The organism is Legionella stuttgartensis (genome assembly GCF_977063405.2).
In genome coordinates, this window is sequence record NZ_CDRUHA020000022.1 from 541,272 (window position 1) to 567,507 (window position 26,236).

Below are 26,236 nucleotides of genomic sequence, written 5' to 3' on the forward strand. Positions count from 1 at the left end.
AGGATATAGCTCGCATTTGGTGCATATTATGTGAAAAATATTTTGAAAGACCGCACATCATCCCAGCCCTTCCAAATGTTTTTATTCAATCTGCACCCAAATCTACACCTAGCTTTGATATAGAGGTAATTTCATTACAATTCTTGAGGAATTCTTTCGCCACCGCAATATCATCATAAATCTGTGCAATTAAAGCATCCACCGAAGTGAATTTAACCTCATCACGTAATTTGTGCAAGAAAAAGACCTGCAATAATTCACCATATATTGACTGATCAAAATCGAATAAATGCACTTCCAAAATATTCTTGCTGCCATCCACGGTAGGACGGCGCCCAACATTAGCAACACCATATATTATTTTGTTAGCAATTCGAACCTGGACTGCAAATACCCCTTTTAAAGGTAGCGAAGTTCGATGAAGAGCCAGATTCGCTGTAGGAATCCCCCACTGACGTCCTCGTCCATCTCCATGTAATACACGCCCACAAATATTATAAGGTCTACCCAGATATTTAGAGGCCGTATCTAGCTCGCCATGTTGTAATGCTGTTCTAATTCGCGTTGAGCTGATTCGATTTTCATTAATACAAAAATTTGAATAGATATTCACATCACAAGCAAATTCCGAGCTAAGTTTTTTCAATAAGCTCACATCACCTTCTCTATTTTTACCAAAACGAAAATCTTCCCCTATGAGCAGATATTTCACATTGAGTGTAGAAAATAAATAAGTACGGACAAAATCAGCCGCTGATGTTTGCGCTAATATACTATCAAATTTTAAACAGTATATATAATCAATCTGGCATGCGCGTAAAGCATCTAATTTTTCTCTTAAACTGGAGAGTCGAGCAGGTGCTTTCTCCTGTTGAAAATATTCTCTTGGTTGTGGTTCAAATAGAATAAGGACTAAAGGCAACTTTAAGTCATTAGCTTTTTTTCTTAAAGTCCTAATAAGATTTTGATGACCTAAATGTACGCCATCAAAATTACCAATAGTAGCCACCACTCCTTTATCAAAAGCAGAAAAATGTTGAATCCCGCGCAACAATTTCATAATAATTCAATCGTGTAACTCGAAACCTAGTAGTATACTTGTTTTCTGCCCGGTTGAGAAATAATTAGAAGATTGAATAATCTATTAGAGGTCATTGCAGACTCAGGGGAAACAAAGCGTAAGCTAAGTGTTAAATGATTATCCTCTGCATTCGCTTTGTTTCCCTGGGGCATTCTTATGATTTTTCTGGATGAATCGAGCGGACAATCAAAACATCACATTGAGCTCCATGCAAAATAGAGTTTGCCGTTGAGCCTAATAATAATGAAAGCCCGTGCTTTCCATGACTTCCCGTAACAATTAAATCGATATGTCGCTCGTTTGCGACTCTTAAAATCTCATTCTTGGTGGAACCAAACTCGATAAATCGGTGTTTTGCATCCACACCCAACTTTTCAGCTAATTCATTAAGCTCTTTTTCGGCTTGCTCACGAATAGATAATTCAACCTCAGCAAATCCGGCAAAACCAGGATAAGCATATGCAGGAATGGGCTCTACGACATGAACTAATATCAAATCAGCGCCATTCTCATCAGCAATTTTTTTTGCTTTATGGGCTGCTATAATACCAACCTCGTCAAAGTCAGTAGCAAATAATACCCTCTTATACATCATTTTCTCCTTATAATTCTGATGCCTATTTATAGACTAGCAGATTTAAAATTAATTGCATTACAAATAGAACGTGTTTCTTATCGTAAAGAAAATATTATTAAAATATCCATTCTTTGTAATTCTATCTTGAGTTGGAGTGTATGAAATTCCAATGAATTGTATGCTATTTACTCAGCCCTAAACTTTTCTTAATAAAACCTTAATGTTTATATAATAAACTTATAGCCCAGTTTTAAGTCACAACAATCCATCAATTAGGAGTTTTATATGCCTAAGGCTTTTACCCACTTATGCAAAAAAGTTAATCTTAGTTTATACGACAATACCTTGACTGTTTATCCCAAACCAGATCTGCAAAAGCTTCCACCTGTAAAAGATGAATTAAGCTTACTTTTTCTTCTATTGTTCTCTAAGATGGATTGCGTTAGTGCTGAAGTTGATACCTTCTTTATGGAGCGCGCCAATGAGTTAGGTGTTTATCGTTTTGTACATCGCGACGATTTAGATCATTATTTATATCATCAAGATGGTTTTCAAATGGATGATAACCATTATCATGCTCAATTTGCAATATCCATTGATGAACGTAAATTAGATAGCATTTTAGATATATTACAGAAATATTCCATTATTTCAGAGGATGAACATACAAGCTTCGTCAAAGCATATCATGATGCGAATACTATTCCTAAAAAAGATCTTGCCACAAAGCAAGATAGAGATGTTGCTACTGCAACTAAAACGAAAGCAGCAAAACCTACTTTCGCAGGGTTAAAACCAGGATTTTTCCTTTCAAAACAAGATCAGTCTGAGAGTTTCGATAACCATAGTATTCAGCCCTCACGACTCATTTAAAAGCCCAAGATTCTTGAATCTTGTCTCAAATCAACGTGCCTCATTTTAGGCACGTTGCTTCATTACCTCAAACGAACGAATATTCACTTCCACTGGACTGTACCAATCAATTCTGATTTTTATCTCTTAATCTAATATGCTCTTCAGCTTTAGCAATAGCTTTCCGAATTGCATTGGCTTCTTCGGATTGTTCTGGAGCCAGCTTTAACAAGCGTTGCCAATAGCTTATTGCATCCTCATACGCATGACTCACAAATGCATCCATAGCAAGCATGGCTAATGCATCAGGCTGATTTGGATTATTTTTTAATAACCGTTTAAATATCTCTGTAATTTGTTCGGTAAATTGCTGATTACTCAGAACCCATAGGCTATGTGCATAATTGACAGCGTACTGTTCATCATTAGGATTAAATTGATATGCTTTAGCAAAAGCATCTACTGCATTTTTTCGTTTATTTTGGCTACTGTACAAACGCCCCAAAAGATACCATCCTTTGGCACTTTTGGGAGTATCATCCAATTTTGCCCGTAATTTATCGATTAATTCTTGCGGACTTTTAACGGACTCCAGCATTTTTTTAGCTTGTTCTTGGGAATTCAAATGATGGACGTGCTCTAGCCAGCCCCCAAAACCGCCCCAAGAAAAATATCCTATAAATGCTGCTAAAAAAATACTCGGAACCAACAACAAACTGGCGATAAAATGACGTCTGAATGGATAAATTATGAATATGCAAGCTAAACCTGTTAGACCTGCTAATGCCCCTAATAACCACCATTCATTCATAAGAAACTCACTAATTTTAAATATAATCTAGGTTTAAGACATTCACTCCATGACTCACTAACCTAGTTCAACGGAAGTGTACTTCTTCTCTCGAGTTTTAAAACACGCCTGCCAGAAAATAAGAAATCCTAATAATAAAAATAAAATAGGCCCAAACCATAGTAAAAATGTCACCGCCTTAACAGGAGGTTTAAATAGGATAAAGTCTCCATAACGAGCAGTAAGATAATCACTGATTTCACTATCACTCTTTCCTTGTTTAACCATTTGATACACTTGAGCACGCAAGTCTTTTGCTAATTCAGCATTAGAATCCGCCAAATCTTGATTTTGACAAACCAGGCAACGCAAATCCTTGAGTAGATGGTTAAACTGAGCTTCTTTTTGAGCCGAATCCAAGGGATAAGTGCTGTTTGCCCAAACGGATGAACATAAAAAAAGTAAAAATCCAAAAAAGATAAGGCCTATTCTCATGAAGTCTGCTCCAACTGTTTGATCAAAGGCGAAACCTCTTTTAACCACACCTCTTGAGTCATAACTCCTGCATGCCGATAACGAATTATTCCTTTTTTATCAATCAAAAAAGTCTCTGGTGCGCCATAAACTCCTAAATCGATCGCAACCTTCCCATCTTGATCTTGGATAATAAGTTTATAGGGATTTCCCCATTGCTCTAGCCATCGAAGTGCATCAGGCGCTTTGTCTTTATAATTTAACCCATAAATTGGTATTCCTTCGCGTGCCAGTTGCAACATAAAAACTTGCTCATCAATGCAGGCCGAACACCAACTGGCCCACACATTTAACAAAATCACCTGATCGCGTAATTGATTGGAATTAAAAAACGTGTTCGGAGCATGCAATTGGGGTAGACTAAACTCAGGCAATGACTTCCCCAGCTGAACAGAAGGCAACTCGTGTGGATTTAGAGACAAACCACGCCAAAGGAAAACACAAAGCAGCACAAAAAGAGTAATTGGAATAAGCTTCCATCCTATTTTTTTCATGCGTTTAACTCCTGGACTCCAACTACTGCTGTCTGTCTTTTTCGATAATATCTTCTGTCAGTCAATGCCAAAAAGCCACCGGCCAAAATCATAAATCCACCCGCCCAAATCCAGCGAATTAAAGGCTTAAAATAAAGTCTTACCGACCATGAATCATTGGTTAATGGTTCACCCAGGGCAATGTAAATGTCTCTAAAAGGTGTCACATCAATTGCTGATTCAGTCATAGGCATTTGACCTATTGTATATAACCTTTTCTCAGGATAAATCATCTTCGTTTTACCATGATAATCTATTTTGAATTGTGCCTTGGTTCCTTTATAGTTGGGGCCAGATAATGGCTCTTGCTGTACAAACTCAATAGAATAACCTTGCAAATCGACTTTTTTTCCGGGCTCCATTTGTACATCATCTTGCACACCATAAGCAGTTGAAACCGCAATACCGATTACTGTAGTAGCTACTCCTAAATGCGCCAATATCATCCCCCAGTAAGCCTGCCCTACTTGGAATAAACCACGCTCATAAATTCTTCTATAGGCCGCCTGAACGGTACTTAAAATCACCCAAAAAGCAAGGATCAATCCCATAAAGGCAGAAATGTTCAATTGTCTGGAAGAAGTAAGTAATAATACAAAAGGAAGTAAAAAACTAAGAAATGCCGTTTTCCAAAGTTTTTTTAGCACATCACGCCAACGATCACTGTTCCATCTTAAATGGATACCTATTCCCATTAATAACAGCATAGGAACCATCAACGGAACAAAAACCGCATTAAAATAAGGAGCGCCTACAGATAATTTACCCAGCCCCAAACCTTCAACAAGCAAGGGATATACTGTTCCCATTAAAACAGTAAGCATAATTACCACTAAAAAAACGTTATTTAATAACAAAGCACTTTCTCGTGAAAAAGGACTAGGGTGGCTGCCTGAGTGCAAATTTTGTGCTCTGAAAAGAAACAATAACAAAGAGCCGCCAATAACGAATATTAAAAAGCCTAAAATATATAATCCACGCTGTGGATCTACGGCAAATGCATGAACCGAAGTAAGAACCCCGGAACGTACAAGAAAAGTACCTATTAAGCTTAAAGAAAAAGCTGCAATTGCCAACAACATAGTCCATGCTTTAAATTGTTGACGCTGCTCAGTCACTGCCAAAGAATGCAGTAAAGCAGTTCCAACTAGCCAAGGCATAAAAGAAGCATTTTCTACCGGATCCCAAAACCACCATCCTCCCCAGCCTAATTCACGATAGGCCCACCAACTTCCTAAAGTAATCCCCGCAGTTAAACAACACCAGGCAGCTAAGGTCCATGGCCTAGTCCATTTGGACCAACTTGTTTCTACCTTGCCAGCCCATAGTGCTGCAATAGCAAAAGCAAAAGCAACAGAAAAACCGACATACCCCATATACAACATTGGTGGATGAAATAAAAACCCTGGATCTTGTAATAAAGGGTTCAAGTCACGACCTTGAGTATCTAAAACTTGAAATTGACGTAAAAAAGGATTGGAAGTAGTGAGTAAAAACAGAATAAAACCGATACTTAACCAACCAAGAACGACTAAAACACGCGTACGCATCTCCTTGTCGAGACCCGTACTGCAAAAAGCTACAAGTAACATCCAAAAACTAAGAATGCAGACCCATAACAACATAGAACCTTCATGCCCGCCCCAAACAGCGCAGAGTTTGTAAAACCAAGGTAAGGAAATACTGGAGTTACTAAGTACATAAATTACTGAAAAATCATTCTTTAAAAAACAAAGGGTGAGGAAAAAATAAGACAAGCCAATAAAAACAAACTGACTGACTGCATAGGTGCGTGCAGCCTCCATCCAATTACTGCGTTTTAATTGCAGCCCTGCAAGCGGTATTAAGGCAAGCATTACGGATGAAAGCAAAGCCAAAATTAAAGAAAAAACCCCTAATTCTGCAATCATGAGTGTACCTTTTTAGATAAAGCGGCTTTCACTTCCGGCGGCATATAATTTGCGTCATGTTTCGCCAATACTTGTGAGGCACGAAAATGTTGATTGTCAATCAGCTGCCCTTCAGCAACTACCCCCTGCCCCTCTCGAAACAAATCAGGAAGAATTCCCTTATAAGTTACGGTAATTGTTTGATCAAAATCGGTTATCCTAAACGTTACATCCAAACTTTTTTTCGAACGGGTAATGGAACTTTTCTCAACCATTCCACCTACCCGAATATTATGTTGGTGTGGCGCTTCACCAGCTACAACTTGGGTTGGAGTATAAAACAAGCTAATATTTTGCCTTAGAGCATATAAAACCAACGCAGCTGCAATGGATAAAATAGACAGGGTAAATACTAAAATCATTATCTTGCGTCTGCGTATTGGAGTCATTTTTATCGCTTAAACCATTGTTGTAATTTTTGGCGTGTTTGTTTTCCTTTCCATTTCATACCTAATAAATTCATGACTAAAACAACACAAACTAAACCATAAGCGGGCCAGACATAAATGGAATATCCCCCCATTGCCAACCATTCTAAAAATTGATTCATTTAACGTCCCCTTCAAATTGAATCTTGACCCAGGATTGTCTTTTTTCCCTAATCAATAATTCTTGCCGAGCTTTTTCTAAAATAATCCACAGACAATATAAAAAAAATCCAGCAATGGTCAACAATAAAGGATATAACATGCTTCCATCAATTTTAGGTTTAGCAAAAACCGACAAGGTAGACCCCTGATGGAGAGTGTTCCACCAATAAACAGAATAATGAATAATTGGTAAGTCAAGAATTCCAACTAAAGTTAAGATAGCAATGATCTTATCCCCATCTTCTTTGTTTTTTATAGCATAGTGAGTCGCTAAAATCGCAGCATAAAGCAATAAGAGGATCAATTCAGAAGTTAAACGAGCATCCCAAACCCACCACGCGCCCCACATGGGTTTTCCCCAAATACTTCCGGTTACCAGCGCAAGAAAAGCCATACTAAGACCAATTTGAGCCACAATATTAATTAAAAGACCTGCTATCTTAATACGCCAAACCAAAAGTAATACCGCTAAAAACCCCATCCAAGCGTATAGCATCATCGACAAAAACGCACTGGGCACATGCACATAGATAATACGGAATGCATCACCTTGTTGATAGTCAGGCGGCGTAAATGCCAATCCCCAAACAATACCAACAAGTAACGTAACTAAAGCCCCCACTGCCAAGCTTGGAATGAGGCGTCCAGTAAAACGATAAAATAACTTAGGCGATGCCAGTTGGTATAATAATTTCCACATAGGAACAATTGAAATCAAAAGAACCGGATTTTATCACGTATCCACCTATTCGCAAACATTTAGGATCTGTTTCTCTTTCTCAAGATTCAGCAAAACAGTCCAAAAAATAAGAATAAAAATAAACTACTCAACGTGACTGATGCGCATCACACCGGCTATTGCGTAAGGTAAAAAACCTGTAGCAACTACAGATATTGCTAATAACAAGGCCAAATAGGCACTAATTGGTAACCCTTGCATGGCAATATTTAAAGTTCCACTTCCAAAAATTAATAAAGGTAAGGTTAATGGCAATAAAATCAAAGCCATCAAAAGACCTTTTTGATTGACCCCAACACCAAAAGCAGCGGCCAAGGCACAAAGAAAGAGTAACGCAGGAGTTCCGCAAATAATAGTCAGCGCAAGTACTTCTGTTTCCCAGACATTTAATGAAAACAATAAAGCGATTAAGGGGCATAAAATAAGTAACGGCAGCAAATTAAATAACCAATGCGCAATAACCTTTGCACCAACGAGTAAAGGTAACGACTGACCAGAAACAATCCATTGTTCAATTACCCCATGCTCATAATCTTGTTGAAACAAGCGCTCTGCCGAGAGCAATAAAGATAGAAGTATTGCCATCCAAACCAAACCAGGTGCTATAGTCCTAAGCAAAACAACTTCTGGCTTCACAGTTAGAGGAAACATAAAAAGGAAAATTAATAAAAATAAGCATGAGTTTATTAAAAAACGAATTTGTCGTACTTGAATCAACAACTCGCGTTTGCATTGTTTGGTAAATAAAGAAAACGATGAAATCACAAACAATACTCCTCATAATCAGAGGGACTGAGTGGTAATTGCTGGTGCGAAGTCAATAAAACGGAACCACCCTTTTTTCGATGGGCTGCTATTTTATCCATAATCCGAGTAATCGCCTTATCATCTAGTGCAACTAAAGGCTCATCAAGCAACCACAATTTAACATCAGCGAACCACAAACGTAGCAACCCAGCTTGTCTACGCTGTCCTGCGGATAATAAGCCACAAGGGATATCCAGATGATGTTCCAGTTTAAAAATCGAAGCAAATTCGTCTAAATTACTCAACTCATCATGCTTGATGGAACGTGACGATGAAGAACTATAATGAAGATCAAAAAAACAATTTTCTTTTAAAGTTAAATTAGGATTAATTCCTGTTTTGTGGCCAACAAAACATACCTGGCGTTGATAAGACGCTCTGTCATGGTCTATATTTTGTCCTTGAAATTGAATTTCACCCTGATGCGGATGATATAAACCAGCGATTAATTTCAATAAGGTCGTCTTGCCTGCGCCATTTCGCCCCCGTAAATGAATTAAGCCCCCTGACGGTAAATGAAAAGCCACTTTATTTAATAAAGGTTGATCTTGATAATCAAAATCAAGATTAATCACATCAAGCATAGGTCAACAACACATTGGGTTAATATTTATGTAGCCTGGGTGAAGCATAGCTGAACCTTGAAACCTTTCAACTTCATAATTCTCGTTTCTGCTGCTTCTCTACCATTAAGTCATTCAAGACATCTGTCAGGTGAGAATCTATTTCGATGCGGTTCTGAACCACTCTAAAAATAGATCTCCGCATTCGCGGAGATGATAAACATTATGCTTCTCTGGCAGTGCTGCTACGCCACTCACGCTACACTTTAATAAAAGAATAGTACTTGAACAAAAAAACAAAACAAGTTTTATTTCATTTTCAAGGCGCTATCAAACTCCAGATCGCTTCTTCGTTCAGCAACCATTTCTCTAAAAGCTTTTACAGAGGATGTCTCTCGTCCAAAAATCCAGGTTGCAAGTCCTTGACTTGTAGCAAGAACATTATATTCAGGCTTATCTATTAATTTTGCTACTTCATCATCCAAATTCTCTAAAGTCGCATTTTCAAGTTGCTTTTTAAAATTCAGGAGAATTCGGCTTTTTAATAAATCCCCTTCAAAACCTTTGTAAGCATCACCTAATCGGTCACCAGTCAGCTTGAAAAAATGAGTTCTATTTTCGGAGATATTTTTTATTTGCGCTTCATAATGCGTGCCCAGTAAAGTAAGCTTCAGTGGGGGAAAACTGGGAGCGTTCGTAATGAGATCGCAACAAATTTCATTTTGTTTTTTGAAAGTATTTATGGAATCCTCAACCATCGTATCGATCATTGGAAATAGATTAGGTCCAATCACTGTACCCAAATTTGAAGCTGGCATCCGAGTTTTTTGATTTTTTGCAACCTTGTTTAACATCGTTAACAAGCAAAAAGCGATTTTTTGAGTAGCCTCTGAGGTTTCTTTTAATATATATTTTATAGTTTCGTGATAATCGTCCTTCTTTTTAGCGCTATTTAGAGTCTCGAATTGAGTAGAACTAAACAAGGAATGGTTATGGTTTTGTAATGAGCCTAGAATGCTTTTAAGTATTTGCGCTTGCTGAAGTAAAGTCAGTTCTGAGAACTTAAATGTTCCTTGTTCTATTTCAGCGACTATGGCCTTACGTTGTGGATCCGTATATGCAGAAACACGAAAAACTCCTTCTTTTTCAGCATGTTCATCCCCCAGCTTTTTATCGATCTGCTTGATTAAAGTCAAAGCCGCGTATTGTAAGTTGTCAATTTTCTTTTGTCGTAATTTTTCTTTAGATGGCATAATATTATCTTCTCCTACAATTTATTAAATAAACTAGCTCTTGCGAACTCTCTGATTGAGAGCCATAATTTTGTTTTTATTTTTTAAAGGTTCATGATGGAATTTTTAGCTCAATACGGTATGTTTCTTTTAAAATCAGTGACTGTAGTGATTGCCTTTCTCATAATATTTGCAGGTTTTTTTTCCATGAGCCGCAAACCAAAACCTAAATTGGAAATAACGTCCTTAAATAAGCAGTATGAGCATATCATATCCATAATGAACAAAGAAGTGCTTGGCAAAAAACCAATCAAAAAGAAAAAAAATAAAGAAGAACAGCCCACTCTGTTTGTTCTTGATTTTCATGGAGACATGAGAGCATCCCAGGTAGAACAACTCAGAGAAGAAATAACGGCAATTCTTTCCATTGCAAAATCTGGAGATGAAGTTTTAGTTCGTCTAGATAGTCCTGGTGGTGTAGTTAACAGCTATGGTTTGGCAGCCTCCCAGCTCCAACGTATTCGTGATAAAAATATCCCTTTGACGGTGAGTATAGATAAAATGGCTGCCAGTGGCGGGTATTTAATGTCCTGTGTTGCTAATCAAATCATTGCAGCACCTTTTGCGATTATTGGCTCTATAGGCGTAGTAGCCCAGATCCCTAATTTCCATAGATGGCTTAAAAAACATGATATTGATGTAGAATTGTTAACTGCTGGAGAATATAAACGTACTTTAACACTCTTCGGCGAAAATACTGAAAAAGGAAAGAAAAAAGCTCAGGATGATCTCGAAAAAATTCATGCGGCATTTAGAAATTACGTCGCTGCAAATCGAGAGCAATTGGATATTGATCAAGTTTCTACAGGCGAGCATTGGTTAGCCAAAGACGCGTTTGATCTGAAACTCGTGGATAAACTCTGCACTAGTGATGACTACTTAGTGGAAAAAATTGCGAACTATAAGACATTTAAACTAAGCGTCCCCCCCAAAACCTCTTTAGCCAATAAATTACTAAAGCCAGCAGCTCGTTTGATGCATCCCTGGGGATAAAAAAAGATGATTATCCAGCAGTATGGTGGCCGCAAGGGGTCTCAATATTCAAAATACTGAATGAACTGCTGGATTTGAGATAATGGTATATAATTAATTTAGATTATATAAGGGAGTGCGTTATGAGTGACTTTAAATCAAAACTACCTGATCTCAAAGAATTAGCCTCAATGACAAGTAAGTTATTTACCGATATTAAAAAAAGTGTTGGTGAAATTGTTGAATCATACAAAGAAAATAGAGCAAAACAAGCAGAGGAATCAGAGAAGGCAGAACCCTCGAATGTAGAACCGGTTAAGGAAGCCAAGGTTAAAACACCCGTTGCGGAAAATGTAACTACTGAACCTACCCAATCAGCAGATCCTATTCCACCCGTGGAACCTCCTCCTGTGAAGCCTGTTGAACCTGTTCCACCAATTGAAACGGTTGAACCTATTGTGCCTCCTGAAGAATCAAAAATTGACGACACAAAAAAATAAGTAGTCTATCGAATCATGTAGCCCGGGTGAGGTACAGCGAACCCGGGATCTACATCGCGCTATGTTATCTATTTTGAAGGCCCCTTCCAATAGCGCGCTCCATCACGTTTCAAACGCGTTCTGGACGTGTGAGCCCATATTTGCGCATTTTTTCTACCAAAGTGGTCCGTCGCATATTCAAATAGCTTGCAGCATGAGCCACTACCCAATCTGATTCATTTAATGCTTGGCTGATGAGGGCAAGTTCAGTTTTCACTAGATGTTCTTTTAAGTCGATACCCTCCGATCCAGAAATTTGCTCCTGACTCATGACTTCGAATAAAGCCTCACGCTCAGAACTCGACGTATCAGATTCCGTAGGCTGAGGTTTATATTCTCCTCTTATCTTTTGAGGTAAATCCTCTTCACTCAAAATTCCTTTGGGATATAAAATAGTTAAACGCTCTACTAAGTTAGCTAGCTCTCTGATATTACCTGGCCAACTATATTGACTTAACGAAGCCATAGCATCCGGCATTAGACGTACGCTAGGTCTGTTTTCACTCTCGATGCGAGCGATCAACTCATTAAATAATAAAGGAATGTCCTCTGCTCGTTCTCTTAAAGGAGGCATTTCTATGGGGAATACGTTAAGCCTATAAAATAAATCCTCTCTAAACTTTCCTTCTTTAATTGCCTCTTCCAAATTTCTATGCGTAGCAGCAATAATCCGTACATTTACATCAATACTTTTATTAGACCCCACTCGCTCAAAACAACGCTCTTGTAATACTCGCAGTAGCTTTACTTGCATGGGTAAAGGCATATCACCTATTTCATCAAGAAATAAAGTACCACCATTTGCTAATTCAAATCGACCTTGACGAGACGTAATCGCGCCCGTAAATGCGCCTTTCTCATGACCAAATAATTCACTCTCAAGTAACTCTCCGGGTATGGCACCGCAGTTAATAGGAATAAACGGCTTAGTGGCTCGTGAGGACAGAGTATGGATATTACGTGCTACCACCTCTTTACCTGTTCCAGATTCTCCAAGAATTAGAACACTTGCTTCAGTATCAGATACTTGCTCTATTAATCTGCGAACATTGCGAATGCTGACGCTGTTACCCACAAGGCTGCGTAATAAAGGATTTTTATGATTGCTGATCATAATTGATTTGACTGCTTCCTTAGCAATTTGGCATTGATGCAAAGACTCCATTATTTGCGCATAAGTAAATGGGAATGGTTGACAAGCAACAACATTGCGTAAGAGGCACTGAGTATTATTTAATTTTTGCCCCACAAGAATCACTGGAACTTTGGGAAATTTGTTCACCAAAGAATCAAGCTCATTAATTGTCTCCTGGATTACTTCACTTGCACCCAGAAGAATAACCTCAGGCTCAATATCAGCAATTTGCCACTCGCTGTACTTATTGACTTCAGTAGATTCACCGATAAAATCAAGTATAGTACGCAACGTATTGCCCCGACTTTCATTATTATCAATGATAAAAACTTTGTCATTAATACTCATAAACTTATCCTTAAGTTTTATATAACCACACCCATCTTTCTTTCTCCTAAAAAGAGAAAGAGTTCATCAATTCACTATCGATAACAGACGATCAATTTAAAAGCATTGCACTGGTTTCCAAAACACAATTCCTGACTGCCAATTGTTTTTGTGGCACTGACCTGAGTTTCTTTCACAAAATGCTTGGCTTGTATAAAACCCATACGACTGCAAAACGAATTAGCCGCACGGGAACCACAACCTTGTTTCTGGTCATAACACCAATCTACGCGATAATCATTAAAACGTGGGACAGCAAAACTCTTTTCCCGGTAATGATAAGGTTTTGGAGGGGTATGAGATAAGCCAGTAGCACAAACAATGGTCATAAAACCATTACATCGCCAACCTTTACATGTTGCACTCGCTGATAAGTAATGTGTTAATCCTATATTATAGGCAATTTCATTATCGCTGGAATAATCGTAACCTAACATTTGGCAATAACGATCTGCCACCATTTTGCCGCATTCCTTTCCATCCACAGTACAATAATCCAACCGCTCTCCTAGATAAGTAGGATGCCAAAAATTTCGAAAAGCTTTATTGTGCTTTTCACTTGTATTTGAATGAACCGAAAAGGAACAAAATAAAAAAACTAAAAACATAAAGTAACGAAAATTGCTCATTAAAACAATCCTTTAGCGACTATCAAATCATGTTAGCCTATGACGTCTACTGGTACAAGAGCCAACATAAGGTAAATCACTATTGATTTATTAAATGTAGCACATCTAATTCCATTCATTTTCAAATAGTGCTTATTTTTGATCATTAATTGGTAATTAACTTTTTAGAAAGTAATATTGAATTCGTTGCATAATCACCCGTTCATTAGGGTGATTTATGACTTTACTTATCGATACAGTAGCAAAGGTACCGGCAGTCTTATTAGATATTTCAGGATGTGGGAATTTAAATTTATTGGCACAACATGATCGTAGACTAGAGCAAAGCACAAAATGATATGTTGCGTCAACGGGCGCTAAATAGGATTATCACTATCAATAAATAAATGTTCTAACTCAAACTGAGAAGCAAGATGATTACCTAAAGCCTGAATTCCATAACGTTCTGTAGCATGATGGCCGCAAGAATAATAATGAATACCTAATTCTTTTGCTTGATAATAAGTTCGTTCCGATATTTCCCCACTGAGATAAGCATCCACTCCTAAACGGAATGCATCCTCGATAAAGTCTTGCGCTCCTCCGCTACACCAAGCAATATTGGTGATCGGTTTTTCACTACCTGCAATGAACAGTGGAGCACGTCGCAATTTTTTTGTTAAATATTCAGTAAACCCTTCTGGCTTCATTGTTTGAGCTAACTTTCCTGACCACAGTAGGTTATCAGTACCTCCTGCCTTGTGCATATGAACAATGTCCACTTCAAATAATTTGGCTAAACAAGCATTATTTCCTAGATCAGTATGGCAATCCAAAGGGAGATGATACGCAAATAAATTTAATTCATTGCACAATAATTTATAAATTCTTTGACGCTTCATTCCTATAACCATTGGTGCTTCACCACGCCAAAAGTAACCATGATGAACCAACAAAGCGTCTGCACCCCATGTAATTGCCTGGGAAATCGCATCCTCAGAAGCAGTTACTGCGGTGCAAATTCGGCTAATTTGCTCTTTACCTTCAACCTGCATTCCATTGGGTGCGTAATCATTGTATCGTTCGCAGCTCAATAATTGATTAAGGTATAAGGATAGTTCTTCTTTAGTAATCACCGGTCAGAGACTCGCTTGATGTCAGCACCTAATAAAGATAATTTTTCTTCTATACGCTCGTAACCTCTGTCCACGTGATAGATACGCTCAACTGAGGTTTCACCGTCTGCAACTAGCCCAGCTAAAATCAAACTGGCAGAAGCACGTAAATCAGTTGCCATTACGGGTGCACCAGTTAATCGCTCAACTCCATTAATTATTGCAGTATTTCCATTAAGTTGAATCTGAGCCCCCATACGTTGTAATTCTTGTACATGCATAAAGCGATTTTCAAATATTGTTTCAACTATAGTTGAAGAACCATCCGCAACTGAGTTCATTGCCATAAATTGAGCTTGCATGTCTGTTGCAAAAGCAGGATACGGTGCGGTAGCAATATTTACTGCTTTAGGACGTTGGTTGTGCATATTAAGACTTACCCAATCCTCACCTATGGTTAACTCTGCACCAGCTTCCTCAAACTTACATAATTGCGATAATAAGGTATCAGGACGAACGCGTTTTACAGTAACATGTCCCCGAGTTAGAGCTCCTGCAGCTAGATAAGTTCCTGCTTCAATCCGGTCAGACATGACGGAATAAGTACCGCCAGAAAGAGATTCCACACCTTCAACTTCGATGATTGAGGTTCCAGCACCAGAAATTTTTGCACCCATCTGAATTAGAAAATTAGCCAAATCAACCACTTCGGGCTCACGAGCCGCATTTTTGATAATTGTTGTTCCTTCAGCCAAGGTTGCGGCCATAAGTATGTTTTCTGTACCCGTTACAGTGACTGTATCAAACATTAAACGTTTACCTTGCAAACGACCTCGTCGGCAACGAGCATTGATATAACCGTTTTTTACGGTAATATCGGCGCCCATAGTTTTCAACGCTTTTAAATGCAAATCAACTGGTCTTGTCCCAATAGCACAACCTCCGGGCAAAGACACATCCGCTTTACCAAATCGAGCAAGTAACGGCCCCAATACTAAAATCGAAGCCCGCATGGTTTTAACCAAATCATAAGGAGCAACAAACTCATTTACTTGATTGGCATCAACTTGGACATTCATTTTTTCATCAACAATTAATTGAGCGCCTAATTGACCAAGTAATTCCATCATAGTAGTTATGTCTTTGAGATGAGGAACATTGGAAATAGTGACATGATCTCTTGCAAGTAAGCTCGCGGCCATAATCGGTAAAGCAGCATTTTTTGCTCCCGAAATAACTACTTCACCATTTAGTGCTTTGCCACCATTTATCAATAATTTATCCATGTTGCTTCCCCCATTCTTCTTTTGTCCACGTTTTCATACTAATTGCATGAAGCTTGCCAGTGGTAATCAATTCTTTCAATTGTGTATAAACCCATTGTTGTCTGGCAACTTTAGATTTATTTAAAAAAACATCACTAACTACGGTTATCTGGTATTGATAACCATCCCCCTCCACTTTGATGTAATAAACATCATCAATGGCTTTAAATTTTTGTTCGATTTCTTCATTACTTATCATTAAAATTAGCTCACAAATTGAAATAAATACAACCTTTTGGCAACAATTCTATCTGAGATAAAACAAACACATCATCCGAGATTTCGTTTTCTAAATAAAAAAAGAAAAACCCGGGCTCTGGTTCACACCGTCACCCAGGCTACAATTTATAATCCTAAAAAAGTAACCGTTCTCTTATAAAAATAGGCATTCCGCTTAGAATAATCAAAAATTACACAGCCTCCAAAATGCCCTTTACACCACAAAATTCTACTAAAGATTGAGTTTCGGTTGGCATGCCTATGATTTCAAAAAACTTATTATTTTTTTTACATAATTTTCTAGCTTCGATAAGCAATGCTAAACCTGCACTGTCACAATGCGTTACATCACTTAAATCCAAACTAAATCGGTCACTTTTATCTTCCATCAAAGCCTGATAGAGCTTTGCTCGTACCGCAACAACTGACTTAAATGTTAGATCGACATCAGGTTTAAAATAAACATTATTCACAATTAAGAAGTCCTTTTAACTTGCTTTTTTTCCATTAACTTAATGACTTCATCAATGCTGGAGTTTTGCAATGCAGCAGCGAACTGAGAACGGAAACTTTGCAACAGGCTTACCCCTTCAACGCTAAGATCATAAATTTTCCACTGACCATTTTTAGCAACAAGGCTATAAGACAATGGAATATTTTGGCCTTGCGCACGAATAATAATGCTGTTAACACGCAAAAATCGAGCGTTCAAAGAACCTCTTAACGGTAAAAATTGTATGCTTTCATTAGTGTATTGTGCCAAAGGACTGGAATAAGTGCGAATCACTAAACGTGTAAACGCTTTAGAAAATTGAGCTCTTTGCGCATTTGTTGCTTTACTCCAAGCTTGTCTTCCCAAAACAGAACGTGACATACCTGCGACATCTACAATAGGAAGCAAATTGGTTTCTACAGCGTGATAAATAATACTGGGATTACTTTTTAAGTTGTCCTTATTTTCCTTTAGAGTATCAATGATGTTGTTAGCAGTTTGCTCTAACATGGGTATAGGAGAGTTTTGTGATGCATTTATTATCGGAGATAAAATCACACTGACAACTAATAAAATTGTTTTTATTATTCTCATGTTCTGACCTTATTTTTTAATGTTAAACAATAGTTGACCAATTAAATTTTCAAGAATAATAGCCTCTTGAGTCTTTCCAATTACATCTCCATTTTGCAAATAAGGATGCTCTTTATTATCGTCGTCCTCAAAGCCTGGAACAATACTAATATAATTAGAGCCAAGCAATCCCTCAGTCAAAATGCGTGCTGAAGCATCGTCATAAGGTATTTTTTTATCACTTCGCAAGCGCATAGTGACCTTTGCATTAAGCTCTCCTGGTTGTAACTCGATATGGGTTACCTCTCCAATCTTAACTCCAGCTACAGTAACAGGTGCCCGCACTTTCAAGCCACCAATATCGGTAAAATCAGCAGTTACATCATAACTGTCATGAGATCCAAAACTAGAAAAGTTACTTACTTTCATTGTCATGACCAGCAAAGCCAATATACCAAGCAACATAAATAGGCCGACACTAAAATCTACGTAACGTTGCTTACTCATTTACCAATCTCCAATCATCATTGCGGTCAACAAAAAATCAAGCCCTAATACAGCAAGCGATGAATAAACTACCGTTTTAGTCGTCGCCTGACTAATACCTTCTGCAGTAGGCACACATTCAAAACCCTGGAATACAGAAATCCAGGTTACAACAAAAGCAAAAACTAAACTTTTAATGATACCACTGAGTACGTCGATTCGGAAATCCACTGCTGCCTGCATATTAGACCAGAAACTTCCTGCATCCACGCCTAGCCAATGAACACCAATAAAATAACCACCAAAAATGGCTACAGCAGAAAAAATTAATGCCAAAAGAGGTAAGGTAATAAAGCCCGCTATAAACCGAGGATAAATAACTCTTCCTAAAGGATCAACTCCCATCATGTCCATACTGGATAATTGTTCCGTGGCTTTCATCAAACCAATTTCAGCAGTTAGAGCTGATCCCGCACGTCCAGCGAACAACAAGGCACTGATTACAGGCCCTAGTTCTCTTGAAATACTTAAAGCTAATAATTGACCTAATTGACTTGAGGCACCAAATTTTTGCAAAGTATTATATCCCTGAAGCCCCACTACCATTCCAATAAATAAAGCAGAAACAACGATGATCAAACACGATAAAACACCCACAAAATGGATTTGATAGCGTAACAATGGCCAAAGTTTTGAAATTCCAGGCCGTCTGAACAACATAAAAAACAAAAATAAGCCTGAATTTCCCAAATTTTGCAAAACCCGAGAACTACGATTACCCATACGTGTGATGAACTCAAGCATCTAATAGCTCCTCTATATACGCTCTGGCAGGATAATGAAAAGGAACAACCCCATCAGCTTCCCCATGCATAAATTGTCTAATCTGAGGTTCAGATGATTGAATCAGTTCATTCGGGGTTCCTTGGCCGATAATTTTTCCACCAGAAATTAGGTAAACATAATCTGCTATAGAGCAAGTTTCTTCAACGTCATGTGAGACAATTATTGTTGTGGTATGCAACAATTCATTTAACCTTTTGATCAACCGAACAAGAACTCCCAAAGAAATGGGATCTTGGCCTGTAAATGGTTCATCATACATCATGAGTTCAGGATCTAATGCTATAGTGCGCGCTAAAGCAACTCGTCTGGCCATCCCACCTGACAACTGAGCAGGCATCAAGTGAGCAGCACCTCGCAATCCTACCGCTTCGAGTTTCATTAATACGATATCACGCAACATGGATTCATTGAGTTGAGTATGTTCCCGCAAAGGGAACGCCACGTTATCAAACACTGAAAGATGGGTGAATAAAGCAGAGCTTTGAAAAAGCAAGCCCATATTGCGTCTCGCCTCATACAAAGCCTTGCGAGATAAGTGATGCATGTTTTGACCATTGACTTGAATAAAGCCACTGTCAGGTCTTAGCTGAGCACCAATTAACTGCAATAAAGTTGTTTTTCCAGAACCACTAGGCCCCATAATGGCGGTAATCTTGCCACGCTGAACCATCATATCAATACCATTGAAAATGCAATGGCTCTCTCGAGTAAAGATTAAATTTTTTATTTCAACCCAATTTTCAGGCATGCTCTCTTTCCGATTATAGCCAAAAGTAGAAGTATACCTAAGATACTCTCTAAAATGCTAGGTTTTAGGCGACTTGATTTTTTTGCTCAGGAAGCTTTTAAAAGATGGGTAATAGACAAGGTACGCTGGGAATCTTTAAAAAGCCTCCTGAAGGTAAATAGTATTTTGAATTATCCTGAGCCCCACACTGGATCGTAAAAAAAATTGGGGTATTTAATTCTATATATTCAAATGTTTTTTTGTTAGAATGAAAAATAAACAAAAAAACATCCAATAGCCTATGAATTTTTGTAAACTTGGACTTGCTGTCATTGAAACTGAAGCACAAGCTGTCTTTGAGTTAACCCAGCGAATCGATAATCGGTTTGAAAAAGCCTGTGAACTCTTGCTCTCCTGTAACGGGAGGATCGTAGTAACAGGTATGGGAAAGTCCGGTCATATAGCGAATAAAATTGCGGCGACTTTATCAAGTACAGGAAGCCCGTCATTTTTTATGCACCCAGGTGAAGCAAGTCACGGTGATCTGGGAATGATTACCCGCCAAGATACCGTAATTGCCATTTCTCACTCGGGCAATACATTGGAATTAGTTACATTACTTCCTCTGTTAAAAAGACTGGAAGTCCCTTTAATTACCCTAACTGGAAATTCCGAGTCGACTTTAGCAAAAGCAGCCGATGTTAACTTAGATGTCAGTATCAAGCAAGAAGCCTGCCCTCTTGGTCTCGCGCCAACAACCAGTACCACTGTAGCATTAGTTATGGGTGATGCACTAGCAATTGCACTGTTGCAAGCTAGAGGTTTTAGTGAGGAAGATTTTGCATTGTCACATCCTGGGGGCTCTTTAGGCAAACGACTTCTGTTGCGTATTGACGAGCTCTGCCATCAAGGTGTGCAGCTACCCCTTATTCATGAAAATGCAACTGTAACAGAAGCGTTACTTGAAGTAACCGATAAAAAATTGGGGATGACTTGCGTCATTGATAACAAAGGGTACCTTGTTGGGGTATACACCGATGGTGACATTCGACGCACTCTAACACGTCAATATGACATTAATACGACGCCAATAAAAGAAGTTATGACGCGTAATCCCCGTACAATTCCCATGGGAATACTTGCTGCTGAGGCTTTGACGATTATGCAAAAACACAGCATTACTTCATTAATTGTTATTGATGAAGAAAAACGGCCTACTGCTGTTCTTCATCTTCATGATTTATTAAAAGCGGGTGTTTTTTAAATGAATAAATTAATTGAGCGAGCCAAGAAGATTAAATGCCTCATCTGTGACTTAGATGGTGTTCTTACCGATGGTCTCTTATATATTGATAACCACTTTAATGAACAGAAAACATTCCATATTCATGACGGAGTGGGTTTAAAATTACTGATGACGGCAGGAATTGAGGTCGCCGTTATTACTGGTTCGCGCAATGCAGTAGTTGATCATAGAATGCAACAATTAGGAATTGTTCATTACTATAAAGATCAATTGGATAAACAAGAGACATACAAGCAACTAAAAAGCAAATTAAATCTCCAAGATGAATATTTTGCTTATATTGGTGATGATATTCCTGATGCCCCAATTATGCAGCAAGTTGGTCTTAGTGTCGCAGTTGCCAATGCAGTACATCAAATTAAAGAAATTGCCATGTGGCAAACCACACTATCAGGAGGCCGCGGGGCGGTACGTGAGTTATGTGACCTCATTCTAAATTCACAGAATAAGATGGATTCAGCTATAGCAGGTTATCTAAAATAATGAATGCAACAAAACAACTCATATGGCTTTTTTTTACTTTAATCACTCTGGCCTGTTCAGGGTGGTATTACAGTCATTCTACAATTAAAATTCGCCTAGACAGTGAAACCTTGGCAAATTCAGTAGATACTACTATTGTTAACGTTAAAGTGCGTCAGTTTAATCCGCAAGGGACGATTGCTAATATACTCACCTCGCCGTTCATGCAGCATATTCAAAACGGTAATGTCTATTTATTACAAAATCCACATATTATTGTAAGTCAAGAAGAACAACCTCCCTGGGATATCAGCTCACTCAAAGCCAAATCATTTGAAGGTGGTAAGCAAATCACTTTTACGGGCAACGTTGTCGTGCGTCAAAAAAAAGGAGCCGAGGAAAGTACTTTAAAAACAGAAGAAGTAACCTATTTCCCTAAAGAAAAGAAAGCAAGTTCTGATTTGCTGGTAACATACGAGCAACCAGGTAACATTGTACAATCGACTGGAATGAATGCTTATCTCGATGAGAAAAGAGTAGAGTTACTCCACCAAGCAAGAGGAAGTTATGTTCCAGCGAATGGTTAACTACAGTTTGCTCCTCTTTTTCTTGTTCGCATCTTCTTCATATGCCCTAACAGAAGATAAAGAAAAAGTAATGCATGTCATGGCAGACTCAGCTGACTTAAGCCAACAAGATCATAAAGGAACCTATATTGGCAATGTTGAATTAGTACAAGGAACAACAAATCTACAAGCCGATAAAGCCGTGACTATAGGGAATGAAAAAAACCAACTAGTGGTTGCTATAGCCAATGGAACTAAAGAAAAACAAGCACACTATTGGACAATAACGGATCCTCAAAAACCTCCCGTACATGCTTATGCTGACACTATTAGATATTATCCAATACGCCATCTGATTGAGCTAATCGGGAATGCTCGAGTAGAACAAGGAAAAAACTCTTTTTCTGCTGCAAAAATAAGTTATGATACTGTGAAGCAACATGTTCTGTCTCAAGGTGATGACAGTAAAAGAATAATTATTATTTATCACCCAGAAAAGAAACCATCATGAGCATATTGGAAGTACGGAATCTTAAAAAGTCATTTAAATCACGAACCGTGGTTAACGGCATCAGTATCCATATTAAAAAAGGTGAGTGCGTCGGTTTATTAGGTCCTAATGGAGCTGGTAAAACAACATGTTTTTATATGATTGTCGGTTTGCAGTCCTGCGATGAAGGCCAAATTCTCTTATCTGATCAAGATATAACATTATGTGCCATGCATCAAAGAGCCCGTCTGGGAATTAGCTATCTCCCACAAGAAGCATCAGTCTTTCGTAAACTGACTGTGGCAGAAAACATCATGGCTATTCTAGAGCTTAGACCTGATTTAAACGAACAGGCACGAGAAGAAAAGCTCGATCTTCTGCTTCAAGAATTTCATATTTCACATCTGCATAAAAGTCTCGGTATGGCACTTTCTGGAGGGGAAAGACGACGTGTGGAAATTGCGAGAGCTCTTGCAATAGAGCCTTCCTTCATTCTTCTTGATGAACCTTTTGCTGGAGTCGACCCGATTTCGGTCATTGATATTAAACGAATCATTCAACATTTATGTAATAAAGGTATTGGCGTTTTAATCACCGATCATAACGTAAGAGAAACCCTAGATATTTGCGAGCGTGCCTATATTGTCAGTCAAGGAAAAATATTGTGCGAAGGAACCCCTGACTTAATACTAGCTAACCAACAAGTCAGGGCAGTTTATTTAGGCGAAGATTTCACTTTATAAAGAAGTAGCCTGGATGGAACGTAGTGGAACCCGGGAATGTATATTCAGTAAACTCAGGGTTATACTGCCGTGGTACTCAATTAAGCATATTTTCCCAGAGCTTACGTTCTGCGAGTTATTCGCGAAAACCAACAAATGTAGGTTTCATAGCTGGATCCCGCGAACACTTCGGGGACGTAGGCAGCTAGAAAATATAGGAAAATATTCTTAACTTAGTGCCATTAGGTTATACTGCGTTGCACTCGGGTTACATCACTAACCAATATTTTGATTTAACATGCTGCTCATTATCGATAATTATGATTCATTCACCTACAATCTAGTACAATATTTCCAATGCCTCAATGAAGAAGTATTAGTTTATACGCATGATCAAATCAGAGTAGACCAAATAAAAGAACTTGCTCCTCAATACTTGGTCATCTCACCAGGGCCAAAAGCGCCAGATGAAGCAGGCATTTCCATGGAAGTAATACGTACTTTTTATCGTACTGTCCCTATTTTAGGTATTTGTCTTGGACATCAAAGTATTGCTCAAGTTTTTGGTGGTCGAATAATACCCGCCCCAGAAATAATGCATGGAAGAACATCAATTATAGAACATAATCAACAAAGAATTTTTAAAAACATTCCGAACCATTTCAAAGCAACGCGATATCATTCTTTGGCGGTAGAAAAACAAAGTCTTCCAGACTGCTTCACCATTGATGCCTGGGCAAATGATACAATAATGGCAATTTCACATCGTCAATATCCTGTTTTTGGTCTACAATTCCATCCAGAAGCAATATTAAGCCAATATGGACTGCAATTATTAGAGAATTTCTTGAAATATGAAACCCAATCTTCTGTTTGAGCACTTAATCGCAAAAAAAAATTTGAATCCTGAGCAAATGCAATCAGTGATTCATGCGTGTATGTCAGGTCAATATAATGATGTACAGATCGCAACATTTTTAGCACTCATGCGCATGAAAGGTGAAACTACCGAAGAGTTAATAGCCGCAGCTGAAGTCATGCAACAATTAGCCCACCCTATCGATTTAGGCACTAACTTAATTGATATCGTCGGAACCGGTGGAGATGGAAAAAATACATTTAACGTCTCTACGGCATGCAGCTTTGTGGTAGCCGCAGCAGGATTCCCAGTAGCAAAACATGGTAATCGCTCTGTTTCCAGTCGTAGTGGTAGTGCTGATTTATTAGAACAAGCCGGTTTTATATTAAGTTTGTCCGATCAGCACATCCAAACATGTATTGAACAATGTGGCTTGGCATTCTTATTTGCGCCTCACTATCATCCAGCTATGCAACACGCACGAGCAGCGCGTCAACAACTGGGGATTAGAACATTGTTCAACTTACTTGGTCCATTAATCAATCCGGCGCGAGTAAAAAAACAAGTAGTAGGTGTATTTTCAAAAGCCTGGCAAAAACCTTTAGCTTCTGTACTTGCTCACTTGGGAAGCGAAAGAGCCTTGGTAGTTAGCTCTCAAGATGGATTAGATGAAATCAGTATTGCAGCCCCTACAGATGTCATTGAGTATCGAGAAGGAACATTTCATCACTGGATAATTACTCCAGAAGACTACGGAATCAAACATCAGTCCTTAGATGAAGTGATTGTTGATTCACCCTCTCAAAGTTTAGAATTGATTCAAGAGGTGTTTTCCGGAAAAAAAGGAGCTGCTCGTGACATGGTTTTATTAAATTCTGCCGCCGCAATATACTGCGCTCAGGAAAATAGTTCTTTTACTCATGCTTTAGAACACGCCAAAATCGTTATAGACAGCGGCAAAGCCAGCCAATGCTTTACTCAACTTAGTCAATTAACTCAAACTTTAAATAAAGAATCGCATCATGAATAGTGTGTTACAACGTATTGCCCAACGTAAACAAGAAGAAGTCGCTCTTGCTAAGAAAAATAAGCCCTTAAGTTTATTAACACAACAACCCATTATGGATCGCCGTGATTTCATCGCTGCCCTGCAAGATAAGAACAATCCAGCAATTATTGCAGAAATTAAACGCGCATCTCCAAGCAAAGGATTGATCAGAGAGGATTTTAATGTAGAAGAGATTGCAACAATCTATGCACAACATGGAGCACGTTGCCTTTCGGTGCTTACAGACATTGATTTTTTCCAGGGCCATCCTGATTATGTAGCTCTAGCAAAAAATCATTGCAGCCTCCCTATACTACGAAAGGACTTTATTCTTGATCCGTATCAAATTTATGAAAGTCAGGCATTAGGTGCAGACTGCATCTTACTTATAGTTGCTTTACTTGATGATGTTCAGTTAACGGACTTCTGCCAATTAGCCCATGAATTGGAACTGTCCGTACTTGTAGAAAGTCATAGCCAAGAAGAGTTGGAGCGTGCTGTACGCTTACCTACTCCATTAATAGGTATTAATAATCGCAGTCTTCATACTTTTAAGACAGACATTCAACTGAGTATCCAATTAAAACAATATATTCCCCAAGATAAAATAACCATCACCGAAAGTGGTATTAATACCCATTCAGATATACATTTGATGCAATCTCACGGAATAAATACCTTTCTCATTGGAGAAAGTTTAATGAGGGCCAAGGATATAGGAAAAGCTCTGGATCAGCTTATAAAGGGAGCTTAACTTGGAAGCGCTATCGCTTTGTAGCTTGGGTTATGGCGCTTATACCTTAGCCAAGCTATAAAGCATTCATCACTTTATATTGATATGTGAACAAATGCAAAACAACTACTCCCAATTTGGCTCAGATGGTTGTGATGGTTCAGGCTCAGGATATCCAGGATCATCCGGCTCATAAGGCTCTGGTTCTATAGGATATTCTTCAGGCTGCTCAGGATACTCATAAGGCTCTGGAATTTCATTGTCGTTTTTCAAGATAACATCCTTATATTTGTAAGATTTATAAAAATTATAGCAAAA

General features: G+C 38.4%; 34 protein-coding genes. 11 read left to right on the forward strand and 23 right to left on the reverse strand.

Going from position 1 to position 26,236, the window contains the following annotated elements:
• Positions 1-85 precede the first annotated feature (85 nt).
• Positions 86-1,060, reverse strand: coding sequence for a bifunctional riboflavin kinase/FAD synthetase (ribF, locus tag ACWTEW_RS07965; protein WP_454781167.1), 975 nt, complete (start codon positions 1,058-1,060; stop codon positions 86-88).
• 175 nt (positions 1,061-1,235) lie between these two features.
• Positions 1,236-1,673: a universal stress protein gene (locus ACWTEW_RS07970; RefSeq protein WP_454781281.1), complete on the reverse strand. Its 438-nt coding sequence runs from the start codon at positions 1,671-1,673 to the stop codon at positions 1,236-1,238.
• A 270-nt stretch (positions 1,674-1,943) separates the two neighbouring features.
• Between ACWTEW_RS07970 and ACWTEW_RS07975 the strand changes: the two genes are divergently transcribed.
• Positions 1,944-2,531 (forward strand): hypothetical protein, encoded by a 588-nt coding sequence (locus tag ACWTEW_RS07975; RefSeq protein ID WP_454781168.1) that lies wholly within the window; start codon positions 1,944-1,946, stop codon positions 2,529-2,531.
• A 106-nt stretch (positions 2,532-2,637) separates the two neighbouring features.
• Here ACWTEW_RS07975 and ACWTEW_RS07980 read toward each other — a convergent pair whose 3' ends face one another.
• The 10 genes from ACWTEW_RS07980 to ACWTEW_RS08025 all read right to left on the reverse strand — a co-directional run bounded on the left by ACWTEW_RS07980 (position 2,638) and on the right by ACWTEW_RS08025 (position 10,268).
• The gene (locus ACWTEW_RS07980) at positions 2,638-3,321 is read right to left on the reverse strand and encodes a tetratricopeptide repeat protein (protein ID WP_454781169.1); all 684 of its coding nucleotides are present in this window, start codon (positions 3,319-3,321) and stop codon (positions 2,638-2,640) included.
• 57 nt (positions 3,322-3,378) lie between these two features.
• A complete protein-coding gene (locus ACWTEW_RS07985; RefSeq protein ID WP_454781170.1) occupies positions 3,379-3,795 on the reverse strand; it encodes a cytochrome c-type biogenesis protein in 417 nt (138 codons plus the stop codon).
• Complete coding sequence (locus tag ACWTEW_RS07990; protein ID WP_454781171.1) at positions 3,792-4,328, reverse strand: DsbE family thiol:disulfide interchange protein; 537 nt, start codon at positions 4,326-4,328, stop codon at positions 3,792-3,794. The genes ACWTEW_RS07985 and ACWTEW_RS07990 overlap by 4 nt, the downstream gene beginning before the upstream one ends.
• Positions 4,325-6,277 (reverse strand): heme lyase CcmF/NrfE family subunit, encoded by a 1,953-nt coding sequence (locus ACWTEW_RS07995; protein WP_454781172.1) that lies wholly within the window; start codon positions 6,275-6,277, stop codon positions 4,325-4,327. The genes ACWTEW_RS07990 and ACWTEW_RS07995 overlap by 4 nt, the downstream gene beginning before the upstream one ends.
• On the reverse strand, positions 6,274-6,705 hold the full coding sequence (ccmE, locus tag ACWTEW_RS08000) for a cytochrome c maturation protein CcmE (RefSeq protein ID WP_454781173.1): 432 nt from the start codon (positions 6,703-6,705) through the stop codon (positions 6,274-6,276). Before ccmE ends, ACWTEW_RS07995 begins: the two co-directional genes overlap by 4 nt.
• 2 nt (positions 6,706-6,707) lie before the next feature.
• Complete coding sequence (gene ccmD, locus ACWTEW_RS08005) at positions 6,708-6,866, reverse strand: heme exporter protein CcmD (protein WP_058468303.1); 159 nt, start codon at positions 6,864-6,866, stop codon at positions 6,708-6,710.
• Entirely contained in the window at positions 6,863-7,606 is a 744-nt protein-coding gene (gene ccmC, locus ACWTEW_RS08010; RefSeq protein WP_454781174.1) for a heme ABC transporter permease CcmC, read from the reverse strand. Before ccmC ends, ccmD begins: the two co-directional genes overlap by 4 nt.
• 123 nt (positions 7,607-7,729) lie before the next feature.
• Complete coding sequence (gene ccmB, locus ACWTEW_RS08015; RefSeq protein WP_454781175.1) at positions 7,730-8,410, reverse strand: heme exporter protein CcmB; 681 nt, start codon at positions 8,408-8,410, stop codon at positions 7,730-7,732.
• Complete coding sequence (gene ccmA, locus ACWTEW_RS08020; protein ID WP_454781176.1) at positions 8,407-9,036, reverse strand: heme ABC exporter ATP-binding protein CcmA; 630 nt, start codon at positions 9,034-9,036, stop codon at positions 8,407-8,409. Before ccmA ends, ccmB begins: the two co-directional genes overlap by 4 nt.
• A gap of 287 nt (positions 9,037-9,323) precedes the next feature.
• The gene (locus ACWTEW_RS08025; protein WP_454781177.1) at positions 9,324-10,268 is read right to left on the reverse strand and encodes a RhoGAP domain-containing protein; all 945 of its coding nucleotides are present in this window, start codon (positions 10,266-10,268) and stop codon (positions 9,324-9,326) included.
• Positions 10,269-10,364: 96 nt separating this feature from the next.
• Between ACWTEW_RS08025 and sohB the strand changes: the two genes are divergently transcribed.
• Both sohB and ACWTEW_RS08035 read left to right on the forward strand, forming a co-directional pair.
• On the forward strand, positions 10,365-11,300 hold the full coding sequence (gene sohB, locus ACWTEW_RS08030) for a protease SohB (RefSeq protein ID WP_454781282.1): 936 nt from the start codon (positions 10,365-10,367) through the stop codon (positions 11,298-11,300).
• A 122-nt stretch (positions 11,301-11,422) separates the two neighbouring features.
• Positions 11,423-11,779: a hypothetical protein gene (locus ACWTEW_RS08035; protein ID WP_454781178.1), complete on the forward strand. Its 357-nt coding sequence runs from the start codon at positions 11,423-11,425 to the stop codon at positions 11,777-11,779.
• 109 nt (positions 11,780-11,888) lie between these two features.
• Here ACWTEW_RS08035 and ACWTEW_RS08040 read toward each other — a convergent pair whose 3' ends face one another.
• The 10 genes from ACWTEW_RS08040 to ACWTEW_RS08085 form a co-directional block, all read right to left on the reverse strand.
• A complete protein-coding gene (locus tag ACWTEW_RS08040) occupies positions 11,889-13,301 on the reverse strand; it encodes a sigma-54 dependent transcriptional regulator (protein ID WP_454781179.1) in 1,413 nt (470 codons plus the stop codon).
• A 74-nt stretch (positions 13,302-13,375) separates the two neighbouring features.
• Positions 13,376-13,969: a hypothetical protein gene (locus ACWTEW_RS08045; RefSeq protein ID WP_454781180.1), complete on the reverse strand. Its 594-nt coding sequence runs from the start codon at positions 13,967-13,969 to the stop codon at positions 13,376-13,378.
• Positions 13,970-14,325: 356 nt separating this feature from the next.
• The gene (locus ACWTEW_RS08050) at positions 14,326-15,084 is read right to left on the reverse strand and encodes a Nif3-like dinuclear metal center hexameric protein (protein WP_454781181.1); all 759 of its coding nucleotides are present in this window, start codon (positions 15,082-15,084) and stop codon (positions 14,326-14,328) included.
• The gene (murA, locus tag ACWTEW_RS08055) at positions 15,081-16,349 is read right to left on the reverse strand and encodes a UDP-N-acetylglucosamine 1-carboxyvinyltransferase (RefSeq protein WP_454781182.1); all 1,269 of its coding nucleotides are present in this window, start codon (positions 16,347-16,349) and stop codon (positions 15,081-15,083) included. Before murA ends, ACWTEW_RS08050 begins: the two co-directional genes overlap by 4 nt.
• A complete protein-coding gene (locus ACWTEW_RS08060) occupies positions 16,342-16,587 on the reverse strand; it encodes a BolA family protein (RefSeq protein ID WP_454781183.1) in 246 nt (81 codons plus the stop codon). The genes murA and ACWTEW_RS08060 overlap by 8 nt, the downstream gene beginning before the upstream one ends.
• 211 nt (positions 16,588-16,798) lie before the next feature.
• Positions 16,799-17,080, reverse strand: a complete 282-nt coding sequence (locus ACWTEW_RS08065) for an STAS domain-containing protein (protein WP_454781184.1) — start codon at positions 17,078-17,080, stop codon at positions 16,799-16,801.
• 2 nt (positions 17,081-17,082) lie between these two features.
• Positions 17,083-17,694: an MlaC/ttg2D family ABC transporter substrate-binding protein gene (locus ACWTEW_RS08070; protein ID WP_454781185.1), complete on the reverse strand. Its 612-nt coding sequence runs from the start codon at positions 17,692-17,694 to the stop codon at positions 17,083-17,085.
• A 9-nt stretch (positions 17,695-17,703) separates the two neighbouring features.
• A complete protein-coding gene (mlaD, locus tag ACWTEW_RS08075; RefSeq protein ID WP_454781186.1) occupies positions 17,704-18,180 on the reverse strand; it encodes an outer membrane lipid asymmetry maintenance protein MlaD in 477 nt (158 codons plus the stop codon).
• Complete coding sequence (gene mlaE / locus ACWTEW_RS08080) at positions 18,181-18,963, reverse strand: lipid asymmetry maintenance ABC transporter permease subunit MlaE (RefSeq protein ID WP_110143469.1); 783 nt, start codon at positions 18,961-18,963, stop codon at positions 18,181-18,183.
• Positions 18,956-19,753, reverse strand: a complete 798-nt coding sequence (locus ACWTEW_RS08085) for an ATP-binding cassette domain-containing protein (RefSeq protein ID WP_454781187.1) — start codon at positions 19,751-19,753, stop codon at positions 18,956-18,958. Before ACWTEW_RS08085 ends, mlaE begins: the two co-directional genes overlap by 8 nt.
• 280 nt (positions 19,754-20,033) lie before the next feature.
• Here ACWTEW_RS08085 and ACWTEW_RS08090 point away from each other — a divergent pair, with 280 nt between their 5' ends.
• The 8 genes from ACWTEW_RS08090 to trpC all read left to right on the forward strand — a co-directional run bounded on the left by ACWTEW_RS08090 (position 20,034) and on the right by trpC (position 25,939).
• On the forward strand, positions 20,034-20,996 hold the full coding sequence (locus ACWTEW_RS08090) for a KpsF/GutQ family sugar-phosphate isomerase (protein WP_454781188.1): 963 nt from the start codon (positions 20,034-20,036) through the stop codon (positions 20,994-20,996).
• Positions 20,997-21,521: a KdsC family phosphatase gene (locus ACWTEW_RS08095; RefSeq protein WP_454781189.1), complete on the forward strand. Its 525-nt coding sequence runs from the start codon at positions 20,997-20,999 to the stop codon at positions 21,519-21,521. It abuts the gene before it with no gap.
• Complete coding sequence (gene lptC, locus ACWTEW_RS08100; RefSeq protein WP_454781190.1) at positions 21,521-22,087, forward strand: LPS export ABC transporter periplasmic protein LptC; 567 nt, start codon at positions 21,521-21,523, stop codon at positions 22,085-22,087. Before ACWTEW_RS08095 ends, lptC begins: the two co-directional genes overlap by 1 nt.
• On the forward strand, positions 22,068-22,577 hold the full coding sequence (gene lptA, locus ACWTEW_RS08105; protein WP_454781191.1) for a lipopolysaccharide transport periplasmic protein LptA: 510 nt from the start codon (positions 22,068-22,070) through the stop codon (positions 22,575-22,577). Before lptC ends, lptA begins: the two co-directional genes overlap by 20 nt.
• Positions 22,574-23,299, forward strand: a complete 726-nt coding sequence (gene lptB, locus ACWTEW_RS08110) for an LPS export ABC transporter ATP-binding protein (protein WP_454781192.1) — start codon at positions 22,574-22,576, stop codon at positions 23,297-23,299. The genes lptA and lptB overlap by 4 nt, the downstream gene beginning before the upstream one ends.
• Before the next feature lie 277 nt (positions 23,300-23,576).
• Positions 23,577-24,155 carry an anthranilate synthase component II gene (locus ACWTEW_RS08115; RefSeq protein WP_454781193.1) on the forward strand — a complete coding sequence of 193 codons (579 nt, stop codon included), beginning with the start codon at positions 23,577-23,579 and terminating at the stop codon, positions 24,153-24,155.
• Positions 24,133-25,167, forward strand: coding sequence for an anthranilate phosphoribosyltransferase (gene trpD / locus ACWTEW_RS08120; RefSeq protein WP_454781194.1), 1,035 nt, complete (start codon positions 24,133-24,135; stop codon positions 25,165-25,167). The genes ACWTEW_RS08115 and trpD overlap by 23 nt, the downstream gene beginning before the upstream one ends.
• Entirely contained in the window at positions 25,160-25,939 is a 780-nt protein-coding gene (gene trpC / locus ACWTEW_RS08125) for an indole-3-glycerol phosphate synthase TrpC (protein ID WP_454781195.1), read from the forward strand. Before trpD ends, trpC begins: the two co-directional genes overlap by 8 nt.
• Before the next feature lie 105 nt (positions 25,940-26,044).
• Here trpC and ACWTEW_RS08130 read toward each other — a convergent pair whose 3' ends face one another.
• Positions 26,045-26,191 (reverse strand): hypothetical protein, encoded by a 147-nt coding sequence (locus ACWTEW_RS08130; RefSeq protein WP_454781196.1) that lies wholly within the window; start codon positions 26,189-26,191, stop codon positions 26,045-26,047.
• Positions 26,192-26,236: the final 45 nt, after the last annotated feature.